The sequence below is a fragment of the Roseateles sp. GW821-FHT09G09 genome (assembly GCF_059415965.1).
Map to the genome: position 1 here is coordinate 204242 of NZ_JBWKOG010000007.1, position 25840 is coordinate 230081.

23 protein-coding genes are annotated in these 25840 nt (G+C 68.8%); 10 read left to right on the top strand and 13 right to left on the bottom strand.

The annotated features are described in order from the left end of the window. Positions 1-32: 32 nt before the first annotated feature. The 6 genes from miaA to AC07O8_RS19780 all read right to left on the bottom strand — a co-directional run bounded on the left by miaA (position 33) and on the right by AC07O8_RS19780 (position 7457). Positions 33-974 carry a tRNA (adenosine(37)-N6)-dimethylallyltransferase MiaA gene (gene miaA / locus AC07O8_RS19755; protein WP_495049660.1) on the bottom strand — a complete coding sequence of 314 codons (942 nt, stop codon included), beginning with the start codon at positions 972-974 and terminating at the stop codon, positions 33-35. Continuing rightward, positions 971-2227 carry a multidrug effflux MFS transporter gene (locus AC07O8_RS19760; RefSeq protein ID WP_495049661.1) on the bottom strand — a complete coding sequence of 419 codons (1257 nt, stop codon included), beginning with the start codon at positions 2225-2227 and terminating at the stop codon, positions 971-973. Before AC07O8_RS19760 ends, miaA begins: the two co-directional genes overlap by 4 nt. Continuing rightward, positions 2224-4029, bottom strand: a complete 1806-nt coding sequence (locus AC07O8_RS19765; RefSeq protein ID WP_495049662.1) for a pseudouridine synthase — start codon at positions 4027-4029, stop codon at positions 2224-2226. Before AC07O8_RS19765 ends, AC07O8_RS19760 begins: the two co-directional genes overlap by 4 nt. Positions 4030-4170: 141 nt before the next feature. Beyond that, positions 4171-6234 (bottom strand): DNA mismatch repair endonuclease MutL, encoded by a 2064-nt coding sequence (mutL, locus tag AC07O8_RS19770; RefSeq protein ID WP_495049663.1) that lies wholly within the window; start codon positions 6232-6234, stop codon positions 4171-4173. Between the two features lie 66 nt (positions 6235-6300). Further along, the gene (locus tag AC07O8_RS19775; RefSeq protein WP_495049664.1) at positions 6301-7143 is read right to left on the bottom strand and encodes a CPBP family intramembrane glutamic endopeptidase; all 843 of its coding nucleotides are present in this window, start codon (positions 7141-7143) and stop codon (positions 6301-6303) included. A gap of 50 nt (positions 7144-7193) precedes the next feature. Beyond that, positions 7194-7457, bottom strand: a complete 264-nt coding sequence (locus AC07O8_RS19780; RefSeq protein ID WP_495049665.1) for a hypothetical protein — start codon at positions 7455-7457, stop codon at positions 7194-7196. A 210-nt stretch (positions 7458-7667) separates the two neighbouring features. On the opposite strand from AC07O8_RS19780, the gene AC07O8_RS19785 reads away from it, so the two are divergent. The 4 genes from AC07O8_RS19785 to AC07O8_RS19800 all read left to right on the top strand — a co-directional run bounded on the left by AC07O8_RS19785 (position 7668) and on the right by AC07O8_RS19800 (position 12891). After that, a complete protein-coding gene (locus AC07O8_RS19785; RefSeq protein WP_495049666.1) occupies positions 7668-8315 on the top strand; it encodes a DedA family protein in 648 nt (215 codons plus the stop codon). Between the two features lie 108 nt (positions 8316-8423). Beyond that, entirely contained in the window at positions 8424-11888 is a 3465-nt protein-coding gene (locus AC07O8_RS19790; RefSeq protein WP_495049667.1) for a S41 family peptidase, read from the top strand. A gap of 186 nt (positions 11889-12074) precedes the next feature. Continuing rightward, complete coding sequence (locus tag AC07O8_RS19795; protein ID WP_495049668.1) at positions 12075-12488, top strand: type II toxin-antitoxin system RelE/ParE family toxin; 414 nt, start codon at positions 12075-12077, stop codon at positions 12486-12488. 4 nt (positions 12489-12492) lie between these two features. Further along, entirely contained in the window at positions 12493-12891 is a 399-nt protein-coding gene (locus AC07O8_RS19800; RefSeq protein WP_495049669.1) for a helix-turn-helix domain-containing protein, read from the top strand. 41 nt (positions 12892-12932) lie between these two features. Here AC07O8_RS19800 and AC07O8_RS19805 read toward each other — a convergent pair whose 3' ends face one another. Beyond that, positions 12933-13706 (bottom strand): patatin-like phospholipase family protein, encoded by a 774-nt coding sequence (locus tag AC07O8_RS19805; protein ID WP_495049866.1) that lies wholly within the window; start codon positions 13704-13706, stop codon positions 12933-12935. Between AC07O8_RS19805 and AC07O8_RS19810 the strand changes: the two genes are divergently transcribed. Beyond that, positions 13653-14201, top strand: a complete 549-nt coding sequence (locus tag AC07O8_RS19810; protein ID WP_495049854.1) for a lipase family protein — start codon at positions 13653-13655, stop codon at positions 14199-14201. The genes AC07O8_RS19805 and AC07O8_RS19810 overlap by 54 nt on opposite strands. Positions 14202-14216: 15 nt before the next feature. Here the strand turns inward: AC07O8_RS19810 and AC07O8_RS19815 are convergent, their stop codons facing one another. Together AC07O8_RS19815 and tsaE are read right to left on the bottom strand one after the other, a co-directional pair. Then, the gene (locus tag AC07O8_RS19815) at positions 14217-15677 is read right to left on the bottom strand and encodes an N-acetylmuramoyl-L-alanine amidase (protein WP_495049855.1); all 1461 of its coding nucleotides are present in this window, start codon (positions 15675-15677) and stop codon (positions 14217-14219) included. A 73-nt stretch (positions 15678-15750) separates the two neighbouring features. Further along, the gene (gene tsaE / locus AC07O8_RS19820) at positions 15751-16257 is read right to left on the bottom strand and encodes a tRNA (adenosine(37)-N6)-threonylcarbamoyltransferase complex ATPase subunit type 1 TsaE (RefSeq protein ID WP_495049670.1); all 507 of its coding nucleotides are present in this window, start codon (positions 16255-16257) and stop codon (positions 15751-15753) included. 92 nt (positions 16258-16349) lie between these two features. On the opposite strand from tsaE, the gene queG reads away from it, so the two are divergent. Continuing rightward, positions 16350-17504, top strand: a complete 1155-nt coding sequence (queG, locus tag AC07O8_RS19825; protein ID WP_495049856.1) for a tRNA epoxyqueuosine(34) reductase QueG — start codon at positions 16350-16352, stop codon at positions 17502-17504. Here queG and AC07O8_RS19830 read toward each other — a convergent pair. After that, positions 17482-18363, bottom strand: coding sequence for a LysR family transcriptional regulator (locus tag AC07O8_RS19830; RefSeq protein WP_495049671.1), 882 nt, complete (start codon positions 18361-18363; stop codon positions 17482-17484). The two genes, queG and AC07O8_RS19830, sit on opposite strands and share 23 nt — an antisense overlap. A 126-nt stretch (positions 18364-18489) precedes the next feature. Here AC07O8_RS19830 and AC07O8_RS19835 point away from each other — a divergent pair, with 126 nt between their 5' ends. The 3 genes from AC07O8_RS19835 to AC07O8_RS19845 all read left to right on the top strand — a co-directional run bounded on the left by AC07O8_RS19835 (position 18490) and on the right by AC07O8_RS19845 (position 21390). After that, positions 18490-19410 (top strand): amino acid ABC transporter substrate-binding protein, encoded by a 921-nt coding sequence (locus AC07O8_RS19835; protein ID WP_495049672.1) that lies wholly within the window; start codon positions 18490-18492, stop codon positions 19408-19410. A 65-nt stretch (positions 19411-19475) separates the two neighbouring features. After that, positions 19476-20255 carry a cysteate racemase gene (cuyB, locus tag AC07O8_RS19840; RefSeq protein WP_495049673.1) on the top strand — a complete coding sequence of 260 codons (780 nt, stop codon included), beginning with the start codon at positions 19476-19478 and terminating at the stop codon, positions 20253-20255. 157 nt (positions 20256-20412) lie between these two features. Beyond that, positions 20413-21390, top strand: coding sequence for a tripartite tricarboxylate transporter substrate binding protein BugE (locus AC07O8_RS19845; RefSeq protein ID WP_297531249.1), 978 nt, complete (start codon positions 20413-20415; stop codon positions 21388-21390). Positions 21391-21456: 66 nt separating this feature from the next. Here AC07O8_RS19845 and AC07O8_RS19850 read toward each other — a convergent pair whose 3' ends face one another. Next, positions 21457-21627, bottom strand: coding sequence for a hypothetical protein (locus tag AC07O8_RS19850; RefSeq protein ID WP_297531248.1), 171 nt, complete (start codon positions 21625-21627; stop codon positions 21457-21459). Positions 21628-22101: 474 nt separating this feature from the next. Here AC07O8_RS19850 and aceA point away from each other — a divergent pair, with 474 nt between their 5' ends. Further along, a complete protein-coding gene (aceA, locus tag AC07O8_RS19855) occupies positions 22102-23400 on the top strand; it encodes an isocitrate lyase (RefSeq protein ID WP_495049674.1) in 1299 nt (432 codons plus the stop codon). A 75-nt stretch (positions 23401-23475) separates the two neighbouring features. Here the strand turns inward: aceA and AC07O8_RS19860 are convergent, their stop codons facing one another. Both AC07O8_RS19860 and AC07O8_RS19865 read right to left on the bottom strand, forming a co-directional pair. After that, positions 23476-25488 carry a hypothetical protein gene (locus AC07O8_RS19860; protein ID WP_495049675.1) on the bottom strand — a complete coding sequence of 671 codons (2013 nt, stop codon included), beginning with the start codon at positions 25486-25488 and terminating at the stop codon, positions 23476-23478. A gap of 136 nt (positions 25489-25624) precedes the next feature. Next, the gene (locus tag AC07O8_RS19865) at positions 25625-25822 is read right to left on the bottom strand and encodes a hypothetical protein (protein ID WP_495049676.1); all 198 of its coding nucleotides are present in this window, start codon (positions 25820-25822) and stop codon (positions 25625-25627) included. Positions 25823-25840 lie beyond the last annotated feature (18 nt).

Below are 25840 nucleotides of genomic sequence, written 5' to 3' on the forward strand. Positions count from 1 at the left end.
GGATTGTGGCGCCTGTCGCGCCGCGATCCCGGTCAATGGCCGTCGACGTGTGCGATCAGGCGGTCGAGCGCGTCCGGCGCCTCGGCGGGCACGATGCGGCGCGCGGGCATGCTGCGCAGCCAGGTGATCTGGCGTTTGGCCAGCTGGCGCGTCGCGGCGGTGCCGAGTTCCTGCAGCGCCGCGAGGTCGGGCGTCGACTCGTTCGCGTCCAGCAGTTCCCACGCCTGCCGGTAACCGACGCAGCGCATCGACGGCAGGCCCAGGTGCAGGTCGCCGCGTGCGCGCAGGCGGCGGACCTCGTCGATGAAGCCTTGCTCCAGCATCAGCGCGAAACGGTGCGCGAGCCGCGCATGCAGCCAGGCGCGCGCCGCGTCCGACGGCTCCAGCGAGAGCAGCGGCCAATCCACGCCCTGCGAGCGCTGGCGCCGGTAGAGCGCCGACATCGGCTCGCCGCTGAGCAGGCAGACCTCCAGCGCGCGCTGGATGCGTTGCGCGTCCAGCGGCGCCAGACGCGCGGCCGTCTCGGGGTCGAGTGCGGCCAGCCGCGCATGCATCGCGGGCCAGCCGTCGCGGGCCGCGTCGGCATCGAGCTGCGCGCGCAGCGCGGGATCGGCCTGCGGCAGGGCCGACAGGCCGTCGAAGAGCGCCTTGAAGTACAGCATCGTGCCGCCCACGAGCAGCGGGCGGGCGCCGCGGGCCTGGATCTCCGGCACGAGGCGCATCGCGTCGCGGACGAACTGCGCGGCGGAGTAGCTCTGCGTCGGCTCGAGGAGGTCGATCAGGTGGTGCGGCACCGCGGCGAGTTCGTCCGGCGTCGGCTTGGCGGTGCCGATGTCCATGCCGCGGTACACCAGCGCGGAATCGACGCTGATGATCTCCACCGGCTGGCGGCGCGCGATCGCGAGCGCCGCGGCGGTCTTGCCGCAGCCGGTCGGACCGGCGATGCAGAGCGGGGCCAGGTCGTGCCCGCTCATGACGAACGCGGTTGCGGTTGCGGTTGCGGATGCGGGTGGCCGTGCCGGCGCACCAGCGTCCAGGCGCAGGTCGCCGTGCACAGGCCCAGGACCATCATGGTGGCGGCGAGCGGCGTCACCGTGCCGTCGAGGCTGGCGCTGAGCCACGCGCCGACGGCGAACGCGACGAGCGCGATGGCGAAGCCCGACAGCGCCGCCGCCGCGCCGGCCTGCCGTGGGAACGGTCCGACGGCGCCGGCCTGGCCGCAGGGCTGGAGCACGCCGTGGCCGAGCATGATGCCCACGTGCGGGATCATCAGCGCCCAGGGCGAGGGCGGCAGCACGAAGGCGGCCAGGCCCATGCCCAACGCGCCCAGCGCGGTGAAGCACGCGCCGCGCGCGACGGTGTCGGCGATGCTGAGCGTGCGCAGCCAGCGCCGGCAGATCAGGGTGCCGGTGACGTAGAGCCCGGCGCCGCCGGCGACGAGCGCGCCGTAGCTGTGATGGCGCAAGCCCAGGACCTCGATGACCACGAAGCTCGATCCGGCGAGGAAGGCGTACAGCGTCGCATAGGCCAGCGCGGTGAGCAGTGCGTAGGCGCGGAAGGTCGGGTTCGAGAGCACGGTCTGCCAGTTGGCGACCAGGCCCGACGGCCGCAAGGCGGCGGGATCGGGACGCGCCAGGCTCTCGGGGACGCGCAGCGCGATCAGCGCCAGCGTTGCCGCGCCGAAGACGGCGGTCGCCAGGATCGCCCAGCGCCAGCCGACGCCCGCCGCGAGCACGCCGCCGATCAACGGCGACGCCAGCGCGATGAGGCCGAGTCCGGACAGCGCCTTGGCCATCATCCGCGCGCCTTCGTGCGGCTCGAACCAGTCGCGCAGCATCGCTCGCGCGACGACGACCGCCGCGGCCAGGCCCAGGCCCTGCAGCGCGCGGCAGGCGACCAGGCCCTCGATCGTCGCGGCCAGCGCCGCACCGATGGCGGCGGCGACGTACAGCGACAGTCCGCCCAGCAGCACCGGCCGGCGGCCGAAGCGGTCGCCCAGCGGGCCCAGCAGCAGTTGCGAGAGCCCGAACGCGAGCATCAGCGCGGACAGCGTCAGCTGCGTCGCGCCCATGCCGGCGTGCAGGTCGGCGCGCAGGCCAGGGAGGGCCGGCAGGTAGAGGTCGGTCGTGACCGGCTGCAGGCCGAGCAGCATCGCCAGCGCGACGACCTGCAGCGCGGGCGCGGGGCCTGCGTCGCGGTCAGCCGCCGCCGGCGACGGAACGCTCAAAAGCGCTCCCAGGGCGCGAGGTAGCGCCACTGTCCCGGCGGGAGCTGACCCAGCGGGATGCGGCCGATGCGCACGCGCTTCAGGCCCAGCACCTTCAGGCCGACCAGCTCGCACATCCGGCGGATCTGGCGCTTGCGGCCCTCGCGCAGGACGAAGCGCAACTGGTCCTCGTTGGCCCAGCTGACCTTGGCCGGCTTCAGTTGCACGCCGTCCAGCTCCAGGCCGTGCATCAGCATCGCGATCGCGCGCGGGTCGAGCGCCTGCTGCGGATGCAGCTCCGGATCGGCGTTCTCGACGGCGACGCGGACCAGGTATTCCTTCTCGACGTCGGAGTCCTCGCCGATCAGGTGGCGCGCGATGCGGCCGTCCTGCGTCAGCACCAGCAGTCCGGTGGAGTCGATGTCCAGGCGGCCGGCCGGCGCGAGCCCGCGGCCGTGGCCCGGCGCCCAATGGATCTTGGACGGGTCCTCGCCCCAATGGGTGTCGGCCTTGACCAGCACGGACGCGGGTTCGTAGCCGTCCTCGGCCTGGCCGGAGACGTAGCCGATCGGCTTGTGCAGCAGGATGGTCACCCGCTGGGCCTGCTGTTCGCGGGCGGCCGGATCGACCTCGATCTTCGCGTCCGGGCCGACGCGCTGGCCCAGCGTCGCGAGTTCGCCGTCGACGCTCACCCAGCCGGCCTCGATCCACTCGTCGGCTTCGCGGCGCGAGGCCAGGCCGAGCTCGCTCATGCGCTTGGACAGTCGTTCGCCGGCGTCCTGGTCGGCGAGTCGCATCGGCGCGGGCTGGCGTGGCGCGTCCGGCTGGCGCGGACGGTCGGTGCGCTCGGCGCGCTCCTCGCGTTCGGCGCGGGCATGGACGTCGGACGGGTGGCCCGCATCGCGGTCGCCGTACGGCGCGCGGCGGGGGCGGTCCTCGCCGTAGCGGGCACCCGGGCCATTGCCGGGACCGTGGCCGGGGCCGTTGCCGTAGCGCGCGCCTTCGTTGCCACGGGCGTAGCGGTCGCCGCCGCGATCATCGCGCGGGCGGTCGCCGTAGGGCCGGTCGCCTTGGGGCCGATCGCCATAGGGCCGATCACCTCGGGGACGGTCACCTTGAGGCCGGTCGCCATAGACGCGGTCGCGCTGCGGGCGGTCGCCGTAGGAGCGATCCCCCTGAGGACGGTTGCCGTAGGAGCGATCCCCTTGCGGACGATCACCATGAGGACGATCACCATGAGGACGGTCGCCTTGAGGCCGATTGCCTTGCGGACGATCCCCCTGTGGGCGGGCAGGACGGTCGCCGTACCTGTCATCCCGACGGGGGCGGTCGCCCTCGAAGCGGGGACGGTCCTCCGAGCGCGGACGGTCGCCGTACGGACGGCGGTCGCCGCCCTCGGGGCGACCGGAGAAGCCGGGGCGATCGCCGTGGCCTCGCGGGCCGCCCTGGCCGCCTCGATCGTCCTGACGCGGGCCGCGGTCTGGCCGGTCGCCGTAACGGCCTTCGCGCGGCTGCTGGCCCCCGGGACCGCCGCGGCGGTCGTCGCGACCTTGCGGGCCGCGGGCGTCCTGGCCGCGACCCTGGCCCCGATCATCGCGACGCGGGTCGCGTTGCGGTCCCCGACGCTGCTGGTTTTCCTCGGCCAGGCGCTGCTGGAACGCGGCTTCGCGTTCGGCGCGGTCGGCCTGGGCCTGCGCCAGCGTGGGACGGGGCTTGTTGACGCCCTTGCCGCGCAGGGGCGCGCGGCGCGCCCCCTTGTCGGTCTGGTTGTCCGCCGACGTGGCATCGGCCGGTTTGTTCTTGTTGAGTTTGAGCGTGGCCATGTCGGTACTGCTTCGGGTGGATTGCGAGGGTCGCGGGGCGGAAGGGGCAGGAAAGAGGGCGGAGCGTTGCGGGGACGGTGAGCCGGAGAACGGGCGGTCGTGCGGTCGGGCGGTCGGGCGCGCGCGGTAAGTCGCCGGAGCTCAGCGCCCGCGCAGGAACAGCGCGTCCAGGTCGCGCAGGGTCAGTTGGCGCCAGGTCGGGCGGCCGTGGTTGCACTGGTCGGCGCGCTCGGTCCGTTCCATGTCGCGCAGCAGGGCGTTCATCTCGTCGATCGTCAACTGGCGGTTGGCCCGCACCGCGCCATGGCAGGCCATCGTCGCGAGGATCTCATGCTGCGCGCGCTCGATCGCATGGCTGGCGTCGAACTGCGCCAGCTCGGCCAGCACGCCGCGCGCCAGTTCGACGACGTCGCCGCCGGCCAGCAGCGCCGGACGCTCGCGCACGGCCAGCACCTTCGCCGACAGCGGCGCGATGTCGAGGCCCAGGCGTTGCAGCGTGTCGGCATGCGCCTCCGCGGTCGCGATCTCGGCCGGTGTCGCGGCGAAGGTCACCGGGATCAGCAGCGGCTGCGAGTCGATGCGGGTCTCGCCGAGCGCGGTCTTCAGGCGCTCGTAGACGACGCGCTCGTGGGCCGCGTGCATGTCGATGATGATCAGGCCCTGCGCGTTCTCGGCCAGCACATACACGCCCTGGATCTGCGCGATCGCGCGGCCCAGCGGCCATTCGCCGGCCTGGCTGGACGGCAGCGGGGCGGCCGGTGCGTTGCCCAGCGCCGACAGCGCGGAAGGCGCCGCAGGGGAGGTCGGCAGGCCGCCTCTGGGCGCGGAGGCATACAGCGCTTCGGCCTGTTCCAGCGCGAGCGCCGTCTGCGCGCGGGTCGGGATCGGTGCGCGCCAGCCCTCGGGACCGGCAAAGCGGGCGGAAGGCGCCGTGTAGGCCGCCGGGGGCTCGTAGGCGGCCTGGCCGGGCGACAGGTTGCCGGCGGTCTGGCCGTCGGCGCTTGAAACACCTGACGCACCTGACGTGCCTGACGCACCTGAAGCGCCGCCCATGCCGCCCTGTTCCCACGCCGGCGTGCCGGTCCAGCGCTGACGGCCGGTCGGAGCGGCGGGGTCGGCCGGGGTCGATCCATCGGCGGCGTGCTGGCCGTCCTCGCTGCTGCGGGACAAGGCCAGCGCGGCCACCACGGCGCGGCGCACCTGCTGATGGATCTCACGGCCGTCGCGGAAGCGGACCTCGATCTTGGTCGGATGGACGTTGACGTCGACCAGCTCGGGCTGGACGTCGATGAACAGCACATAGCTCGGCTGGCGATGGCCGTGCAGGACATCGTCGAAGGCCGAGCGGATCGCGTGCGAGATCAGCTTGTCGCGCACATAACGGCCGTTGACGTAGACGTACTGCATGTCGGCGCGGGCGCGGGCGGCCTCGGGCAGGCCGACGCGGCCGTGGATGCGCATCGGGCCGACCTCGGCGAAGACCTCGCGGCTTTGCGCGATGAAGTCCTCGTTGAGGACTTCGGCGATCCGTTGCGGCAGCGGCGCGGCGCGCCACTGGTCGACCAGCTTGCCCTCGTGCCAGACGGCGAAGCCGACGTCGGGGCGGGCCAGCGCGTGGCGGCGCAGCGCTTCGAGGCAGTGGGCGAGTTCGGTGCTCTCGCTCTTGAGGAACTTGCGGCGGGCGGGCGTGTTGAAGAACAGCTCGCGGACCTCGACGGAGGTACCTCTGGCGCGGGCGGCGGGGCTGAGCTCGCCGGTGCGGGCTTCCAGGCGCCAGGCATGGGCGGCGCCGATGAAGCGGGAGACCAGGGCCAGTTCGGCGATCGACGACACGGCGGCGAGGGCCTCGCCGCGGAAGCCCATCGTGGCGACGGCCTCCAGGTCGTCCAGGGTGCCGATCTTGCTGGTGGCGTGCCGCTTGATGGCCAGGGGCAGTTCGCCGTCGGGGATGCCGTGGCCGTCGTCCTCGACGATGAGGCTGCGGATGCCGCCGGCGATCAGCTTGAGCTGGATCTGGCCGGCGCCGGCGTCCAGGGCGTTGTCGACCAGTTCGCGGACCACGGACGCCGGGCGTTCGACGACCTCGCCGGCGGCGATCTGGGAGATCAGTTCATCGGGGAGTTCGCGGATCGCGCGCCGGCCCGCGGGGGCGCCGGTGTCGAATGCGGCCGCGGCGTTCGCCGTCGGGGCGAGGGTGTCGTCCATGGGGTGATTGTAGAAGGTGAGCGCTCCCAGCCTCCTGTCTGCCTCGCTTCTTCGCGGTGACGTCGATCAGGGCGCCATGTGCAGGGCCGGCCAAGTCAGCAGGCGACGCGGAATGAGCACGCCGAGGTCATGGCGTATCCGCCAGGTCCAGTAAGCCGCAAGAAGGACGACCCAAAGCAATATCAACGGCCTCGTCCATTCCGGTGAGACTTCGTCGATCACGCGATGGGTGTACCAGTTCCATGTCGGACGGGCTTGCGCCAGGCAGACGTTCATCAGCACGTGGCACAGCACGGCGGGCCAGATCGACCGCGTCGCGACGTAGATCGTTCCGAGCAGGAGCCCGCCGACCAACAGCCACGTCAGCCGATCGACATCCGTCAGCGCTCCCCTGCCATGCATCGCAGCAAACAGGAAGGACTGGGTCGCCACGGCCAAGGCCAGAGGCATGCCGATCCGGGTGAAGCAGCCCAGTGCAACTTGGCGGTACACGAACTCCTCGAACAACGCGCCGCCGATGATGGGAAGTAGCGAGGCCGCCAGCGCCAGAGGTGTGACCAGTGACAAGGTGTCGAGCTCGGCGAAGCGGCTGGTGCCGACCAGCAGGGTGATAGGAATGGCGACGCAGCACAGTCCGGCGAACAGCCATCCCACGAGCGAGGCGCGCTGTTTTCCCGTTTCTCCGGGAGAGAAGAGACGGTATCGATGACGAGTGCCGAAAATGAGCAGGATCAGGAACGCACTCAATACGGCGAATGGCAGGGTCGATCCCGCTGTGGCGAAATCGACCCACTCGCGCCAAGGGCACGCAAACAGTCCCCAGACCGTGAGCAGGATGCCCACATAGACAGCCAGGGGCTCCAGCAGCGCGCCGATGGCGGAGGCGATGCGAAGGATGGTGGGATGCATGGCGGGCAAGGAAAAAAGGAGCCTGACGAGTCAGGCTCCTGGGTTGAGGGTTACCAGCAGGCAGCAAATGCTTGCAGCATCGTCTTGTAGCCGTTGCGTCCCGTCATCTCAGCCATCGAACACTGGAAGAAGGATTCGGGTCCCTTTGGTTCGAACTGCGGTTCGCCGGTGTAATTCCAGTTGTCGCCCATGCCCGTCGCGCCGACCTCGCCGCCGCCGGCCAGGGTGAGCAGGGGATGGTCGAGGCTCAGTTCCTCGAAGCTGTTGTCTTGGCTCATTTCAAAGTCCTTCTGGTCAATCAACAGGATGGGCATCCGTCGATGCCCGTTGAGAAACCCCCGGAGGCGGAGCTCATTCTTTGAACCCCGACCAGAGTCGTCGATAGGCATTTGTTCCATCGCATCGAAGGGTCAGGAAGGTGGGTACGACTGACTCTGTTCGGTGGGGCACTCAGCAAATCCAGGTCGGTCGATCTCGCGTTTCGTCACCGGTTGACATGGAACCGCCCGCCATAATCCGCGCCCATGGATCTGATGCACTTCCTTCTCGACTTCATCCTGCACGTCGACAAGCACCTCGCCGAGTTCGTGACCGCCTACGGCATGTGGGTGTACGCGCTGCTGTTCCTGATCGTGTTCGTCGAGACCGGCCTCGTGGTGATGCCTTTCCTGCCGGGCGACTCGCTGCTGTTCGTCGTCGGCGCGCTGTGCGGGACGGGGATGATGAGCCTGCCGCTGGCGATCGCCGTGCTGCTCGTCGCCGCGATCCTGGGCGACCAGTGCAACTACACGATCGGCCGCTACTTCGGGCCCAAGGTCTTCCAGTGGGAGCAGTCGCGCTTCTTCAACAAGCGCGCCTTCGACGCCGCGCACGAGTTCTACGAGAAGCACGGCGGCGTCACCATCATCCTGGCGCGCTTCATGCCCTTCATCCGCACCTTCGCGCCCTTCGTGGCCGGCGTCGCGGCGATGACCCGCAGCCGCTTCACGGCCTACAACGTCGCCGGCGGCGTGATCTGGGTCGTGGGCCTGACGATGGCGGGCTACCTCTTCGGCAACATCCCCTTCGTGCAGACCCATCTCAGCAAGATCATCTGGGCCATGATCCTCATCCCCGGCCTCATCGCGCTGTACGGCGGATGGCGCGCCTCACGCGCCAAGCCGGCGGTCTGAGCGCGGGAAAACACCGACGCGCCTAGCGCGCAAACACCGGGGGTGAGCTTCGTCATGGTGAGATCGCAGGGCTATCCTCGCCCGCTGTTTTCACCGCCGATCACGCTCATGCAACACAGCATCCTCAGCAAGGCCATCACCCTGGCCCTGAGTCTGACCGCCGCGATCGCGGCAGCGCCCACGCAGGCCCAACAGGCCGCGATCACGACCGCTTCCGCCACTTCCGCAGCCGCTCCGGCGCCTGCCGTGACCATGCTGCTGCGCGATCCCGCCGTGTCCGTGCGCCACCTGGCCTTCGTCTACGGCGGCGACCTGTGGATCGCCAACCGCGACGGCAGCCAGCCGCGCCGGCTCGCCGGTCACGCGGCCGGCGAGTTCGCGCCGCGCTTCTCGCCCGACGGCCAGTGGATCGCGTTCTCCGCGGGTTACGACGGCAACACTGATGTCTACGTGATCGCCGCCAGCGGCGGTCAACCGCGCCGCCTGACCTGGCACCCGGCCGCCGACCAGGTGACCGGCTGGAGCCCCGACGGCAAGCGCGTGCTGTTCGCGTCCAACCGCGAGGTGCTGAATACCCGCAGCAAGCAGCTGTTCGAGGTGGCCGTGGACGGCGGCTTCGAGCACAAGGTGATGGAGGCCGTCGCCTATGAGGGCGTGTGGTCGCCCGACGGCACGCGCCTGGCCTACCGCCCCAACGGCGCGGCCTACTCGGGCCCGAGCGGTTGGCGCCAGAGTCGCGGCGGCACGACGCCGCCGATCTGGATCCTCGATCCCAAGGGCAAGACCTGGGAGCAGATCCCGCACGTCAACGCCACCGACAGCAACCCGATCTGGATGGGCGACGAGGTCGTCTTCATCTCCGACCGCAACGACGGTGCGGCCAACCTCTTCGCGTTCCACACCAAGACCAAGGCGCTGCGCCAGCTGACCAGGGAGACCGTCTGGGACGTCCGCAGCGCCGACGGCCGTGACGGCCGCATCGTCTACGAGGCGGGCGGACAGCTGAAGGAAGTCGGCATCGAGGGCGGCACCTCCCGCATCCTCAGCGTCGGGCTCAACGAGCCGAGCAACGAGGCGCGCGTGCAATGGAAGGACGCCGCGAAGACCATCACCGGCGCGTCCCTGTCGGCCACCGGCAAGCGCGTCGTGATCAGCGCGCGCGGCGAGGTCTTCACCGTGCCGGTGAAGGACGGCGTCGTGCGCAACCTGACGCAGACCTCCGGCGTGCGCGAGAAGGACGCCCTGTGGAGCCCCGACGGCCAGCAGGTCGCCTATGTCTCCGACGAGCCCGGCATGCGCCACCAGGTCGTGATCCGCGACCAGCTCGGCGACCAGGCGGCCAACAAGCCCACGCGCAAGCTGCTGCTGCCCGAGACCGGCTACTACACGCTGCTCGCCTGGTCGCCCGATGGCGCGCGGCTGGTGCTGCAGGACAACCACCTGAACCTCTACCAGTTGCCGCTGGGCGGCGCGCAGTCCGGCAAGCTGGCGAAGATCGACAGCAGCGAGCGCCGCGCCGGCTTCGACGTCGGCTTCTCGCCGGACGGCCGCTACCTGGCCTACACGGTGGCAGGCAGGAACTTCTTCAGCCAGGTCCGCATCGCCGACTTCCAGACCGGCCAGCAGCACACCGTCACCGACGGCCTGAGCCACGCCGGCCTGCCGGCGTTCTCGACCAAGGGCGACGTGCTGTTCTTCGCCGCATCGATCAACTCCGGTCCGGCCCAGGTGGGCCTGGACATGTCCACGCAGGAGCGCCCGGTGCGCATGGGCCTGTACGCGGCGGTGCTGCGCGCGGACGGCAAGTCGCCGCTGGACCCCAAGGCCGGCGACGAGGAGTCCAAGGACAGGAAGGCGGACGAGGACAGGAAGGACGACAAGTCGGACAAGTCCGATAAGTCCGATAAGTCCGAGAAGGCCGACAAGGATGCCAAGGAGTCGAAGGACGCCAAGGACACGAAGGACGACAAGAAGGACGAGGGCAAGGACGTCAAGCCCAAGGTCAAGCCGGTGCGCATCGACTTCGCCAGCCTGAAGGATCGCATCGTGGGCCTGCCGGTGGCGACCGCGCGTTATGACGACCTCGCCGTGGCGGACGATGGCGCGCTGTTCTACATCGAGCGCAAGCAGCCCGGCGCGTCCATCGATGCCGAGGGCGGCAACGGCAGCAAGGGCGACCTGTACCGCTTCGACTTCGAGGAGAAGAAGGCGAAGCTGGTCAAGCCGCAGATCGAGGGCTACAGCCTGAGCCCGGACGGCAAGAAGATCCTGCTGAACCCGGGCGCCGGTCGCCTGGAGATCGCCGATGCCAAGGAGAAGATCGACACCAAGGGCATCGACCTGTCGGGCCTGAAGACCCGCGTGGATCCGCGCGCCGAGTGGCGTCAGATCTTCGACGAGACCTGGTGGATGGAGAAGGAGTTCTTCTACGACCCGAACCTGCACGGCCTGGACTGGAAGGGCATCTATCAGCGCTACTCGCCGCTGGTGGCCGGCGTGCAACGCCGCGAGGACCTGAACGACCTGCTGGTCGAGATGATCGGCGAGCTGCAGGTCGGTCACAACCGCGTGGGTGGCGGCGACGTGCACCAGGAGCCGCGCGTCGCGGTGGGCCTGCTGGGCTCGGACTTCAGCGTCGACAACGGCAAGTACCGCATCAAGACGATCTTCAAGGGCGACCGCTGGGATCCCTACCTGAAGGCGCCGCTGGCGGCGCCGGGCCTGGGCGTCAAGGAAGGCGACTACCTGCTGGCGGTCAACGGCCAGCCGGTGGACGGCACGCACAACCTGTACCAGCAGTTGGAGAACACGGTCGGCAAGCAGGTGCAGCTGACGGTCTCGGCGAATGCGAACGGGCAGGGCGCGCGACGCGTGACCGTCGAGCCGATCGCGACCGAGGGCCGGCTGCGCCAGTGGGCCTGGATCGACCACAACCGCGAGGAAGTGGATCGCCTGAGCGGCGGCAAGATCGCCTACGTCTACATGCCGGACACGGCGGGACCGGGCTTCCAGCACTTCAACCGCATGTTCTTCGCCCAGGTGGACAAGCCGGGGCTGATCGTCGACGACCGCCGCAACGGCGGCGGCCAGGCGGCGAACTACGTGACGGAGCTGCTGAACCGCGCCTACCTGGGCAGCTGGAAGGACCGTGACGGCCTGATCTACGACACGCCCGCCGGTGCCATTTACGGCCCGAAGGCGATGCTGATCGACCAGGACGCGGGATCGGGCGGGGACTTCATGCCCTACGCGTTCAAGCGCACGGGTCTGGGTCCGCTGATCGGCAAGCGGACCTGGGGCGGGCTGATCGGCATCGCCGCGAACCCGAGCCTGATCGACGGCGGTTTCCTCGTGGTGCCGTTCTTCCGCTTCTTCACGCCGGAAGGCGAGTGGCGCATCGAGAACGAAGGCGTCGCGCCGGACATCGATGTCGATCTGGATCCGGTGGCGGTCAACGCCGGCCGTGATGTGCAGCTCGAAGCCGGCGTCGCGAACGTGCTTGAGCGCCTCAAGACCTGGAAGCCGATCCAGCGCACGACGGCACCGGCGATGCCGACGCAGGTCGGCAAGTAAGGCTGTTCGCCGACGCTGATCAGAACGGGGCTTCGGCCCCGTTTTTCATTGGTGCTGAAGCTTGCTGAATCCTGACCGGTTTCCCACTGAAGAGGGTGTGGGATCTGCGTTGGGGGAGAGGGCCGCTCAAGCGCCATTCTCATGTCTACCATCACCTTGACGTGATATCACGCAAAGGTTATGGTCTTGACTTCCAACGAATGTTCTCCCGTCGCATGGGACGTCTTCTTTCATGATGAGTTTGTCGCCGAATTCGAAGCTTTGGAACTGGATGTCCAAGACGCTTTGGTGGGCGCTGCCGGCGCCATTGAATTGACGGGACCGATGACTGGCCGGCCGCACGTGGACACGCTTCACGGGTCGAAGTTTCCCAACATGAAGGAACTGCGATTCACAGCAAATGCCGGCAAAGAAGTGTGGCGCGCCGCGTTCGCTTTTGATCCCGACCGGCAGGCATGCGTGCTGGTTGCGGGCGCGAAACAGGGCAGGAGTCAGGCGATGTTCTACGAGCAATTGATTCGCATCGCCGATAGGCGATTTGCGGATCATCTTGTTCGCAAGGGCAATCAGGGCAATCAGGGCAAGACGTTTGCGAGGTAATGAAATGAGCCGATCACTCAAAAGCATCGTCGCGGAGCTTCCACCAGAGCGGCGCGCCAAGGTTGAGGCCAAGAGTCGTGAGATGGCCGACGACATGATCCGTTACGCGGAGACACTTGCACAGGCGCGTCGCGCTCTGGAAAAAACTCAGACCGAATTGGCCGACGTCCTGCAGATCAAGCAGAACGCGGTCGCTCAATTGGAGAAGCGCAGCGACATGCTGCTTTCGACACTGCGGAAATACGTGTCCGCGATGGGGGCAGAACTCCAGCTCAGCATTCGCACCGCCGCCGGGGTTGTGATCGTGCTGGATGGTTTCGGCACGCTTTCACGTGATGGCGCACCGTTGCTTGCGGTGCGGCAGGGCGTCGTCGCGGGAAAATCATTGAAGAGGAAGCGCTGAGCTGCGCCTCGCCTGACAGGCGGCACGGGCCTGCAGGTCGCCTACAAGCCGCTCTCGCGATGTGCTTCAGCCAGGCTTTGCCGGATCTTCTTGTACTGCTTCCAATCGAACTTGCAGAGGAAGCTGGCCGCGCACTCGGCGCCACGTCGGAACAGATCCACCTTGGCCGACTGGGATAGATCGAAATCCAGCCAATGGTGGTCGCCGGTGTCGATCTCGCTGACCAGGAAACGATAGTTCGGATTCCGCTTGATGAAGTCGAAATCCAGCGTGTGACGGGCTGAATCGAAGATGGCGCCAGCGAGCGCACCCGGTCCGGCGATGTCCCGAGGTTCCTTGCGGTTGGTCCCGATCTTGGCGCCGAAGGTCGGCGCCGCCGGCACGCTGTTCTTCTTGTGGAACAGGTCGATCGGGAAGTTAGACATGATGCCGCCGTCGACCAGGAGCGCCTCCTTCGGAAGGCGTCCTTCGGACTGCGCGAGTTCCCGCCACGCCGCGGCGCTGCCGGCAGGCACCTTCCGTCGCACCGGGTGGAAGAAGAAGGGGGCGAGGCCTCGCGGCTCGCGTACAACCGCTATGACCAGCGTCCTGCTGAAGTTGCCCGTCTGACGGCGGCGCTCGCGGCAGCGGGCTACGGCAATGTAGCCACTTTCCTCGACGTCGGCACTGACGGACAGGCCTTCGGATGCAGCGACGCGACGCACGCGTTGCTTGCCATCCGCGGCACGCAGCCCGATGCGGTCGGCGACCTGTTCAATGATGTGGATGCCCTGCTGACGCCGTGGATGGACGGGCCTCCCGGCGCCAAGGTCCATGCAGGCTTCAAGAGGTCGGCCGAAGGCCTGTGGGACGACGTCGGTCCCTGGGTCGCGGAGCAGAAGGGCAAACGGCTCACGTTGTGCGGACACAGCCTCGGTGCAGCCATCGCGACGCTGCTCTGCCGTCGCGCCAACGCCGACGCGCTGGTGACCATCGGCTCGCCGCGCGTCGGAAATGAGGTGTTCGCCAGCGACGTCACCACCTACCTGTCCGTCGTCGGCCGTGAGCACCACCGGATCGTCAACTGCTGCGACGTCGTGGCGCGCATTCCTCCAGAGTGGGCGGCGTACCATCATCTGGGCGGCGACTGGACCTACATCGATGGGAACGGAGCGATCCACGTCTCTCCGACGCCAACGTTCGTCGACGGCGACCGTCCGCGCGCGGCGCTGGAGTACCTGCGTCAGTACGCCTTCCAGCGCGGTGCCGTCCTCGTGCGCGATCTCGCGGACCACGCGCCCATCAACTGCCTGCGCGCGTTCTGGCCCTGATCGCGAGCGCCGTCTTCACAACGCCCGATGGCGGGCCGCCAGCGGCGGATTCTTCGCGAAGTAGCGCGCGATGCCGGTCGCCAGCGCCTTGACCAGGTCGTCCTGGTAGTCGGGATCGCGCAATCTGGCCTCTTCCTCAGGGTTGGAGATGAAGGCCGTCTCCACCAGGATCGACGGCACGTCCGGCGCCTTCAGCACCGCGAAGCCGGCCTGCTCGACGCTGCCCTTGTGCAGCTTGGCCAGCTTGCCGATCTGCCCCAGCACCTCGCCGCCCAGCTTCAGGCTGTCCTTGATCTGCGCCGAGGTGCTCATGTCCAGCATCGCGCGCAGCACGCCGGCATCCTTCACGACCTTGGTGTTGACGCCGCCGATCACGTCGGCCGCGTTCTCCTTGTCGGCCATCCAGCGCGCGTTCGTCGAACTCGCGCCGCTGGTCGACAGCGCGAAGACCGAGGCGCCGCGCGCCTTCGGCGTGATGAAGGCGTCCGCGTGGATCGATACGAACAGGTCGGCCTGCACCCGCCGCGCCTTGCGCACCCGCTCGTTCAGCGGGACGAAGAAGTCCGCGTCGCGCGTCATCATCACGCGGATGCGCGGGTTGGAATTCAGCCGGTCGCGCAGCTTCTTGCCGATCGCCAGCACCACGTCCTTCTCTCTCAAGCCCGTGGGACCGATGGCCCCCGGGTCCTCGCCGCCATGGCCGGGGTCGATCGCGATCACGATCAGCCGGTCCAGCTTGGTCTGGCTCATCTCCGGCGCGACCTCCTTGAGCGGCGGCGCGGGCGGCGGCGGGGTGTCGATCTTCGCGATCGCCGTCGCGCTGGCCGGGCGCTGCGATGGCGCGGCGGCGGCGCTCGCGGCCTGCTCGGCCGACGAGGCCGCCGACAGCGGCCGGTCGATGCGACCGATCAGTTCGCCCAGCGCGTCGTTCACCGATTGCGCCGCGGCGGTCTCGGCCGCCTCCTTCCCTCGCACCAGGTCCAGCAGCGGATCGCGCTCGCGCGTCGGATACAGGTCCAGCACCAGTCGGTTCTGGTAGGCGGCCACGGGCTCGATCGTGAACACCTGCGGCGCCACCGTCTGCTTCAGGTCCAGCACGATGCGCACCACGCGCGGCTGGTTCTGGCCCACGCGCACCCCGGCGATGAAGGGATCGTCCGGCTTGACCTTGCCCAGCAGCTCCTTCAGGCCGGCGTTGAGCTCCAGCCCGTCGATGTCGATCACGAGCCGGTCCGGATTCGCCGCCATGAAGCTCTTGGCCGCCAGTTGGCGGTCGGACTCGATCGTCACGCGGGTGTAGTCGCTCGCCGGCCAGACACGCACGGCCACGATGTTGGTCGCGCTCGCCGCCAGCGCCGGCACGGCGGGCAGCACGGAGAAACTCAGCACCGTCGCGCCCATGCGGCCCAGCGCCTTGCGGCGGCCGCGGGACGGCAGGTCGGCGCCAGCCGGCGTGGTGTCGGCGGTCGTGTCCATGGTGGAGGAGGGCAGGCCGGTCATGTCTCCGTTCATGTCTGCGTTCATGTGAGGCAGGGCGGTTGCCGTCGGATCAGTCGGAAGGTCCGGCGAGCTGCCGGTCCAGCTCAGCCAGCAAATCCTGACCCCGCGCCGTGCGCGCTTCGGCACGAACGTCGCGGCTGTCGTCCTCGTTGACCTGGAGCAGGAGGCGCAGATCCGGCGTCGGCAGCATGCCGGCCGCCTTCTCGGGCCATTCGCTGAGCTTGAGCCCTGGCGCGGCGAACAGGTCGCGGAAGCCCGCGTCCTCCCACTCGCGCGGATCGCTGAAGCGGTAGAAGTCGAAATGATGGGCCGGGAGACCGGACAGCCCCGGTGGGGCGTAGTCTTCGACCACGGCGTAACTGGGGCTCTTGATGCGGCCGGTGACGCCCAGCGCGCGCAGCAGATGGCGCACCAGGCTGGTCTTGCCGGCGCCCAGGCCGCCGTCGAGTTCGATGCTCAGGTCCGCGATCTGCGGACAGCGGGCCAACGCCTGTGCGAAACGTTCGCAGGCGGCCTCGTCGGGCCAACGGTACGGGCGGGTTTCTAGAATGCTCAACTGCGATGAATTCCCTGGTCAACACCCCAAGGCCCGATGCGTCTTCCGAAGACCCCTCGAGCCCCTCCCGAGACCCCGACGCGCTGCGGGCGCTGTTGGTCGAGGTCCGCGCCTGGGCGCTTGAGTTCGGATTCTCACAGATTGGGGTGGCCCACGTCGATCTGAGCGATGCGGAAGCCGGTTTGCAGGCTTGGCTGGACGCCGGTTTCCATGGCGAGATGCAGTACATGGCCGCCCACGGACTCAAGCGCGCCCGACCCGCCGAGCTGGTGCCCGGCACGATCAGCATCCTGACCGCCCGCATGGACTACCTGCCCGAGGCCGCCGGCGACGACTGGCAGGACCGCGAGTGGGCCGCGATGCGCGACCCGGCGCGCGCGCAGGTGTCGCTGTATGCGCGCGGTCGGGACTATCACAAGGTGCTGCGCAATCGGCTGCAGCAACTGGCCGATCGCATCCAGGAACGCGTCGGCCCTATGGGCCATCGCGTGTTCACCGACTCCGCGCCGGTGCTGGAGGTCGAGCTGGCGAGCCGGTCCGGCATCGGCTGGCGCGGCAAGCACACGCTGACGCTGCATCGCGACAGCGGCTCGATGTTCTTCCTCGGCGAGATCTACCTGGACCTCGCGCTGCCGCCCAGCGAGCCGGTGACCGCGCATTGCGGCCAGTGCCGCGCCTGCCTCGACGCCTGCCCGACCGGGGCGATCATCGCCCCGTACCGGCTCGACGCGCGGCGCTGCATCAGCTACCTGACGATCGAGCAGGACGGGCCGATCCCGATCGAGTTCCGCGCGGCGATCGGCAATCGCATCTACGGCTGCGACGATTGCCAGCTGGCCTGCCCGTGGAACAAGTTCGCGCGCAGGAATGCGCTGCCGGACTTCGACTGGCGCGAGCCGCTGGGGCACGCGTCGCTGCTGACGCTGTTCGCCTGGGACGAGGCGACCTTCCTCAAGCGCACGGAAGGCTCCGCGATCCGCCGCATCGGCCACGCACGCTGGCGGCGCAACATCGCCGTGGCGATGGGGAACGCGTTGAGGCAAGACCTGGCGCCCGAGCTGCGCGCCGACCTGCTGGCGGCGCTGGGCGCGGCGCTGCCGGATGCGACGCGCGTCGTGGCCGAGCACATCGCGTGGGCGCTCGCGCAGGACGCGTTGCCTCGCGACGTGCCCGCCGCCGTTTCTGCCAGCTTTCCTGCCGCCGTTCCTGCCGCCGTTCCTCCCGTCACTCCTCGATCGCCTCCCTGAACGCCGCGATGAAGTCCGACACCGGCTGCGGCGAGCGCAGCCCCTGCGGCTGAACCGCGCGGACCTCGACCGGGACCTCGGGCAGCAGCGTGCGGATGTGCAGGTCGCCGCCGCTGGCCTGCGCGGTGAAGGAGTCGATGATGGCCGGCCCGAAGCCCTGTTCGGCCATCACCATCGCGATGTGGTGCGTCTGCACGGTGATGCCGGCGCGCGGCGACAGCGACAGCCGCGCCCACTGGTCGGCCAGCACGGCGCCCAGCGGGTCGCGCTCGTCGATGCGGATGAAGGGCTCCCGCAGCAGGTCCTGCAGCGCGACCGTCGTGCGCCGGTCCGCGGCCGCCTTGCCTCGCGGCGACGCGCACACGAGCCGTCCGGTGGCGACGAGTTCATCGGACAGCGCGGCGTGGGACGGACGCCCGTACACGATGCCGACGTCGCCCTCCTGCAGCAGCATCGCCCGCGCGATGTCGTTCGAGTGCAGCGTGCGCACGCTGATCGGCAGGTCGCGATAACGGCGGCGGAACGCCTTCAGCGCCTGGGGGAGGGCCTTCACCGCCAGCGAGGGCACGATCAGGATGCGGAAGCCTTGTCCCTCGCCGGTGCCCAGCGCCGTGGCCATGCGTCGCACCGATTCGAGTTGCGACATCAGCGCCTGCACTTCGGGGTAGAGGGCCTGCGCCTCGCGTGTGGGCATCAGGCGTCGCCGTTGTCGCGTGAACAGCGCGTAGCCCAGCTGCAGCTCGGCCAGCTGCAGCGACTGGGTCACCGCCGGCTGCGTCACGTGCAGGAGCTTCGAGGCCGCGCTGACGGACCCCGTCAGCATGACCGCGTGGAAGACCTCGATGTGCTTCAGCCGCATGGATAGGGCTCGCCGACGAACATAAGCCCAGCTTATACGAAGCGGCGTGATCCCGATGCACGGGACAGGCGGTGGTCACTATCGTCCGGTCATTGCACACTCCCATCCACCGAGAAAGGAACTGCCATGAAGATCTCCGCTCCCCGCGCTGGTGTCCTGGCCATCGCGATCGCCGCCGTTGCCGCCGTCGCCGCCGTCGCCCCCGGACCAGCCGCGGCCCAACCGGCCGGCACCCTCGACAAGGTGAAGGCCTCCGGCGTCATCACCGTCGCGTACCGGGATTCCTCGATCCCGTTCTCCTACCTCGGCGGGGAAGGGCAGCCGACCGGCTTCGGCTGGGAGATCTGCGGCAAGGTCGTCGAGCAGGTGAAGAAGGCCACCGGCCGCGCCGACCTGAAGGTGGCCACGCAGTCCGTGACCTCGCAGAACCGCATCCCGCTGCTGGACAACGGCACGATCGACATCGAATGCGGCTCCACCACCAACAACAGCGACCGCGCCAAGCAGGTCGACTTCGCGATCAACTACTTCTACACCGGCACGCGGCTGCTGGTGAAGGCGAACTCGCCGATCAAAAGCTTCGCCGACCTGAAGGGGAAGAAGGTCGTGTCGACCACCGGCACGACCAATTTCCAGGTGATGCGTCGGATGAACCAGGAGCAGAACCTGGGCTTCGAGCTGATCAGCGCCAAGGACCACGCCGACGCGGCGCTGCTGGTGCAGTCGGGCCGGGCCGACGCCTTCGCGATGGACGACATCCTGCTATACGGGTTGCGTGCCGGCGCGCTCAATCCGGCCGACCTCGCGGTCGTCGGCGAGCCCGTCCAGGTCGAGCCCTACGCGATCATGGTCCGCAAGGACGATGCGGCGTTCAAGAAGCTGGTGGACGCCACGCTGGCCGGGCTGATGAAGAGCGGCGAGTTCGAGGCGCTCTACAAGAAGTGGTTCCAGTCGGCGATCCCGCCCAAGGGCATCACGCTGGGGGCCCCGATGAGCCGCGAGCTGCAGGAGAACCTGCAGGCGCTGTCGGACAAGCCCGCGCGCTGAGGTGGCGCCGATCCGCCGCTCGATCCGCTGCTCTATTCGCCGCTCGATCCAACGCTGAGCCCTCCATGACCTCCACCACTTCGCGCGCCGCGCACGGCGGGCGCGGCGTAGCCTTGCCCGCCGCGCCGGGCATCGTCGGCATCCTCGGCGGCATGGGGCCGCTGGCGACTGTCGACTTCATGCGCAAGCTGCTGGACGCCACCCCCGCGGCCACGGACCAGGAGCACATCCCCGTCGTCGTGAGCAGCATCCCGCAGGTGCCCGACCGCACCGCGGCCTTCCGCGGCGAGGGCGAGTCCCCGCTGGCCGCGATGATCGTCAGCGGCCGTCGTCTGGCCGCGGCGGGCGCGGGAGTGGTGGTCGTGCCCTGCAACACCGCGCACCTGTGGTTCGACGACCTCGCGCAGGCGCTGGGCCTGCCGATGATCCACCTCGTTGACGCCGCGATCGCCGAAGCGCTCGACCTCGTGCCCGAGGGCGGCAAGGTCGGCCTGCTGGCGACCGACGCGACGCTGGCCTCCGGGCTCTACCTGAACCGCAAGCCGCCGCAGGGCAGGGCGGTGCAGTGGCTGCTGCCGACGGCGGGGGAAATGATCGAGCTGATCATGCCCGCCATCGCGGAGGTCAAGGCGGGGCAGCTCGCCGCGGCCGCGCCGCGCCTGGCCGCGGCCGCGCGGCGCCTGCGCACACGGGGCGCTTGCGCGCTCGTGCTCGGTTGCACGGAGATCCCGCTGGTGCTCGATGCGCCGTCGGCCGGGCTGCCGGTGATCGACGCCACCGCGGCCTTGGCGCGCCGCGCCGTTGAATGGGCGAGGCGGCGCGACCTCCCGGACCCAGGCCCCTGATCGACATCGGAACTCCCGAACCCCGCCTCAGGCCACGCGAGGGGTTTCCCGCTCCTGCGACGAGGTCTCTACGTAGTTCCGCTAGGCCGTCTCGGCGGCGACATACTTAAGCTGTTTCGATCACGTGACCATTTGTTCAAAAATGACGAGGAGCCCAATGAACCGTCGCTCGATCCTCCAACACGGCCTGCTGCTGAGCACGCTGTCGCTGTCCTGCGCCGCGGCGCTGGCCCAGTCCTATCCCAACAAGCCGGTGAAGCTGGTCGTCCCGTTCGCGCCGGGGGGCACCACCGACATCGTGGCCCGCGTCGTCGCGCAGCACATCAACGGGCCGCTCGGCCAGACGATGATCGTGGAGAACAAGGCCGGCGGCGGCGGCATCATCGGCGCCAACGACACCGCCAAGTCCGCGCCGGACGGCTACTCGCTGGGCGTGGCGACCGTGTCCACCACGGCCACCAACCCCGCGATCAACCCCAAGACGCCGTACAACCCGCTGACCGACTTCACGCCGATCATCAACCTGGCGGCCACGCCCAACGTGATCGCCGTGCACCCGTCCTTCCCGGCCAAGGACTACAAGGCCTTCGTCGCCGAGCTGAAGAAGAACCCCGGCAAGTACAGCTACTCGACCTCGGGCACCGGCGGCATCGGCCACCTGCAGATGGAGCTGTACAAGAGCCTGACCGGCGTCTTCGTCACGCACATCCCGTATCGCGGCGCCGGCCCCGCGCTGAATGACACCGTCGCCGGCCAGGTGCCGATGATCTTCGACAACCTGCCGTCCGCGCTGCCCTTCATCAAGGACGGCCGCCTGGTGGCCATCGCCGTCGCGGCGCCGCAGCGCCTGGCGGTGCTGCCCAACGTGCCGACCTTCAAGGAACTCGGCCTCGAGCCCGTGAACCGCATGGCCTACTACGGCATCCTGGGCCCGAAGAACCTGCCCAAGGAAGTCGTGGCCAAGATCAACGAGGCCGCCCGCAAGACCGTCGAGATGCCCGAGGTCAAGAAGCGCATCGAGGAGACCGGCTCCATCGTGATCGGCAACACGCCGGAACAGTTCACGGAGCAGATCAAGGCCGAGTACGCGGTCTACAAGAAGGTCGTCGAACAGCAGAAGCTCAAGCTCGACTGAGCCGGGCGGATCGCCGATGAAAAAAGGGGCGTCCCGAAGGACGCCCCTTTGCCGTTCAGGCGTGGATCAGAACAGCTTGCCCGCGCCCAGCAGGTTGGCCGCGCCGCCCAGCAGGGGGCCCGCCACCGTCTTGGCGATGTCGCCCAGCAGGCCGCCGCCCGAGGAACCCGCGCTGTTGCCGCCGGTGATGCCACCCAGCAGCTGCGGAAGCACCGCACCAGCAATTGCTTGAATCATCGTCTTCTCCTTGAAACGTCCGCCGCGCGATCGGGAGGTCGCCACGGTGCCGCGGATCACGACCGGTTGCCCCGGCACGCGGCGGCCTGAAATCAGGTCGCGGCACGATTCCTCTAGTGCGATGGATGACCGGCTGGGGTCGGGCATCGACTTGCCGGCGAGCGACGGACGACTGATGCAAATGAGGGAGGCACTCCTCAATTCGAAGTAACCCGATCATCTCCGCCGGCCAAGTAAATTTCAGATCATGAAAAGAACTTGTCGGCATGCAAAAAACTGGCGTGCTGCAGCGCCGCAAGATTTCTCATCATGGAAGACCTGTTCTCACGATCCGGTTTTTGTTTCGCAAGTCATTGATTTTCAAAGACTAAAAAATAGGTCTTATATAAGACATCAGCCAACACGCCGGGAGGCGGTACGTCTAGATTTGAGTCATCGGTTTTGCAACTTCACTCGAAACAGCAGGAGCTCACCATGACGACCTTGACCCGCGAACAGCAGATCGCCGCCCTCGAAAAAGACTGGGCCGAAAACCCCCGGTGGAAAGGCATCCAGCGCGGCTACTCGGCGGCCGACGTGGTCCGCCTGCGCGGCTCGATCAACATCGAGCACACGCTCGCCAAGCGCGGCGCCGAGAAGCTGTGGAACCTCGTGAACACCGAGCCCTTCATCAACTCGCTGGGCGCGCTGACCGGCAACCAGGCGATGCAGCAGGTCAAGGCCGGCCTGAAGGCGATCTACCTGTCGGGCTGGCAGGTGGCCGGCGACGCCAACAGCAACGGCGAGATGTACCCCGACCAGTCGCTGTACTCGGTGGACTCGGTGCCGAAGGTGGTGAAGAAGATCAACGCCACCTTCAAGCGCGCCGACGAGATCCAGTGGAGCGAAGGCAAGAGCGACATCGACTACTTCGCGCCCATCGTGGCGGATGCGGAAGCCGGCTTCGGCGGCGTGCTGAACGCCTTCGAGCTGATGAAGGCCATGATCGAGGCGGGCGCTTCGGGCGTCCACTTCGAAGACCAGCTGGCCGCCGCGAAGAAGTGCGGCCACATGGGCGGCAAGGTGCTGGTGCCCTCGCGTGAAGCGGTGGCCAAGCTGGTCGCCGCGCGCCTGGCGGCCGACACGATGGGCGTGCCCACCGTGCTGCTGGCCCGCACCGACGCGGAGGCCGGCGATCTGGTCACCAGCGACATCGACGACAACGACAAGCCCTTCTGCACCGGCGAGCGCACCGTCGAAGGCTTCTTCCGCACCCGCAACGGCCTGGACCAGGCCATCAGCCGCGGCCTGGCCTACGCGCCCTACGCCGACATGATCTGGTGCGAGACCGGCAAGCCCGACCTGGCCTTCGCCAAGGCCTTCGCCGAAGCCATCCACGCCAAGTTCCCGGGCAAGCTGCTGGCCTACAACTGCTCGCCGAGCTTCAACTGGAAGAAGAACCTGGACGACGCCACCATCGCCAAGTTCCAGCGCGAGCTGGGCGCGATGGGCTACAAGTTCCAGTTCATCACGCTGGCCGGCTTCCACAGCCTGAACTACTCGATGTTCAACCTGGCCTACGGCTATGCGCGCAACAACATGAGCGCCTTCGTGGAGCTGCAGGAGGCCGAGTTCGCCGCCGCCGAGAAGGGCTTCACCGCGGTGAAGCACCAGCGCGAAGTGGGCACGGGTTACTTCGACGCGGTCACCACCACGATCGAGGCGCAGGCGTCGACCGCGGCGCTGAAGGGCTCGACGGAGGACGAACAGTTCTTCGACGCGAAGCACGGCTGATCCGCCGCGCTGCAGGCCCCGTCGCGGCGGGGCCGGTGAACCGGAAGGGGCTGCTGAGGAGCAGCCCCTTTTTCGTCATGCCGCGCCGGGCCGGTCGCTCTGCCCGTGCGGGCGGTCCGGGTGGATTCGGCGGCGTTCGCGTCCCGCCTTCGTGTGGGCGAGGTCGGTGAGCGCTTCCCGGGTGTCTGAGCGTCCGAAGCGATCGACCGGCGTCAGATGACGCGCCAGGATCTCGTTCTCGTGCCGCAGATGGATGGCCCTGGCCAAGGGGTGGGACCTCAGGCGCGCGAAGAAGGCCGCGTCGCCGTGGAGCGTCTTCACGCGCCGTCCCCGGTCGTCGTAGAGCAGCCGGTCCATGACGGGATCCCGGCGGCGGACCAGGTCGGACACCGTGGCGAACAGGATCTCCCGCCGCACGTCCGGCAGGCCGAGGAGGACGGCAGCCGCGGGATGCTGCCGGAGGCTCGCGGACAGCCGTTCGTGAAGCTCCGTCGCGGGCCCGTCGAACCAGGCTTCCGGGTAATGTTCCCGACGCAGCGCATGCAGGCGTTCGAGGCCGGCGGGCAAGAGATGCGATGCACCTCGCCGACCCCGGTTGCGGCTGAGCAGGTCGCGGTAGCGCTCCTGCGCGGAACGGGGGTGTCCGGTCTGCCCGACGTCCTCCTTCGCGAGGACCGCCAGGATGTCGCACCACAAGCGGGTATGCACCAACTGGTCCTGGTGGCCGTCCAACTGCTCCGCCACCTCCTGCAAGACGGTGTCCAGCGCCACGTCGCGGAGCCGCGGCCCCAGGTTGCCCAGGCGCATCCGCTGCTTGACGGGTTCGACCGCGCCATCGCCCAGATAGTGCTCCCGGTGCGCTTCATTGACGCCGCCGCACACGCTGGCGCCGAGGGTGAGGGCAATCCCTGGCCCCGCCAACGCCAGCGCGACAGGCGGGCACACGAAGCCGGAAGCACTGGATGCCAGCATCAGCCCCTGGCCGGTGCTCAGCGCGATGTCGCAGGCCTGACTCCTTCGGCTGTCCGCCAGCCGGGATCGCGTGTCCTGGGCGTGGAGCTCGCGGGTGCGGCGGGGCAGGTCCGGGGCGATCGCCTGGATGGCGGCGTGGTCCTCGAGGAGCCGGCGATGGTCGGCGACATGGACGCGGAGGTTGGACACGCCGGCCGCCATCTGGGCCGCCTGCGCACCCATCATGATGCCGCCGGTGACCGCGTCGAGCGCACATCCCGCCGCCTGGGCCGCCGCCTGGTTCGCCGCCTGGCCCGAGGCCTGCGCCGCGGCGGCGCCCGCGGAGGCGGCAGAAGCGCCTGCGGAAACCCCCATGCCGGTGGCCATGCCGGACATGCCGATGCCGGTGAAGAGCGCGGGCCAACGGGCGCGCTTGGTCTGCCGCTGCGCCTGCGCGCACTTGTGCGTGAGGTGGTGCTGGTAGGTCGTTTCAGGCGCCTCCAGGATCTGTCGCTGCGCCGTCCTGGCGGCGATCACGCGGCGCGCCTCCGCCAGGAAGGCCTCGCACATTGCGCTGGTGCCGGGCATGCGATCCCACTTCCTGGCGATGTTGTGTCTCACCAGCGCGCCGAAGCCTCGTGCGCGCTCATGCTCGCGTGCCTCGTACGAACGGACGCAGTCCTCGTGCAGGCGGACCAGCCGCCCGAGGTCTGCATCGGTGCCGACGGCACTCAGGACGCTTCCGTGGCGCAAGGCGCCGATCAGGCGCTGCTGCTGGTCCAGCGTGGCGCGGACCTGTCCGGGATACCCCCGCGCGTAACCGGCGCGAGCCGACGTCACGGCCTCCTTCGCGGAAAGCGCCACGAGCGGGAACAGGCCTGCGAGCAGGCCGAGCTCGATGGCGGGTTGGTTGGAGGTCGCGAACGCGGCGGGAAGTGCACCCGCCACATCGTCCGGACCATCCAGGTTCCGGATCCGCTTGAGCATCCGCAGTCGCGACAGGAAGCTGGACCCCGAGAAATCGTCGACCGGCTTGGGATCCGGCGAGAACAGGCCTCGACCCACCGTGATGTGCACCGGGTCATCCTGCGGCGTCAAGGGAATGCTCGACGCGTCGAGCGTGAAGGGGACAGTCATGGGCGTCTTCCGGGCGGAGACTGCACGGCGCGGCAGAGGCCGGGCTGCAGTCCTCCATCATTCATCGGGAGGGGCGGCCTGGCGGGTCGGTCTGGCTGGGCGCGAAGCTGCCGAGGGCAGCGCTCTGGTCGTTCGATCAGCGTCTGACGCCGAAGGTCCGCGGCGCGTTGTTCGCCGACGGCTGCATCACCACGTGGGAGATGCCGCCGACGATGCCGCCGACGATGCCGCCGATGCCGGGTCCGGCGTTCCTGGAAACGACCTGACCGCTCAGCAGAGCAAGCGGAGAAAGCGGAGGCGCGGCGGCGGCGAGCAAAGGCACAGGCAGAGGCATGGAGCGACTTCCGGGAAC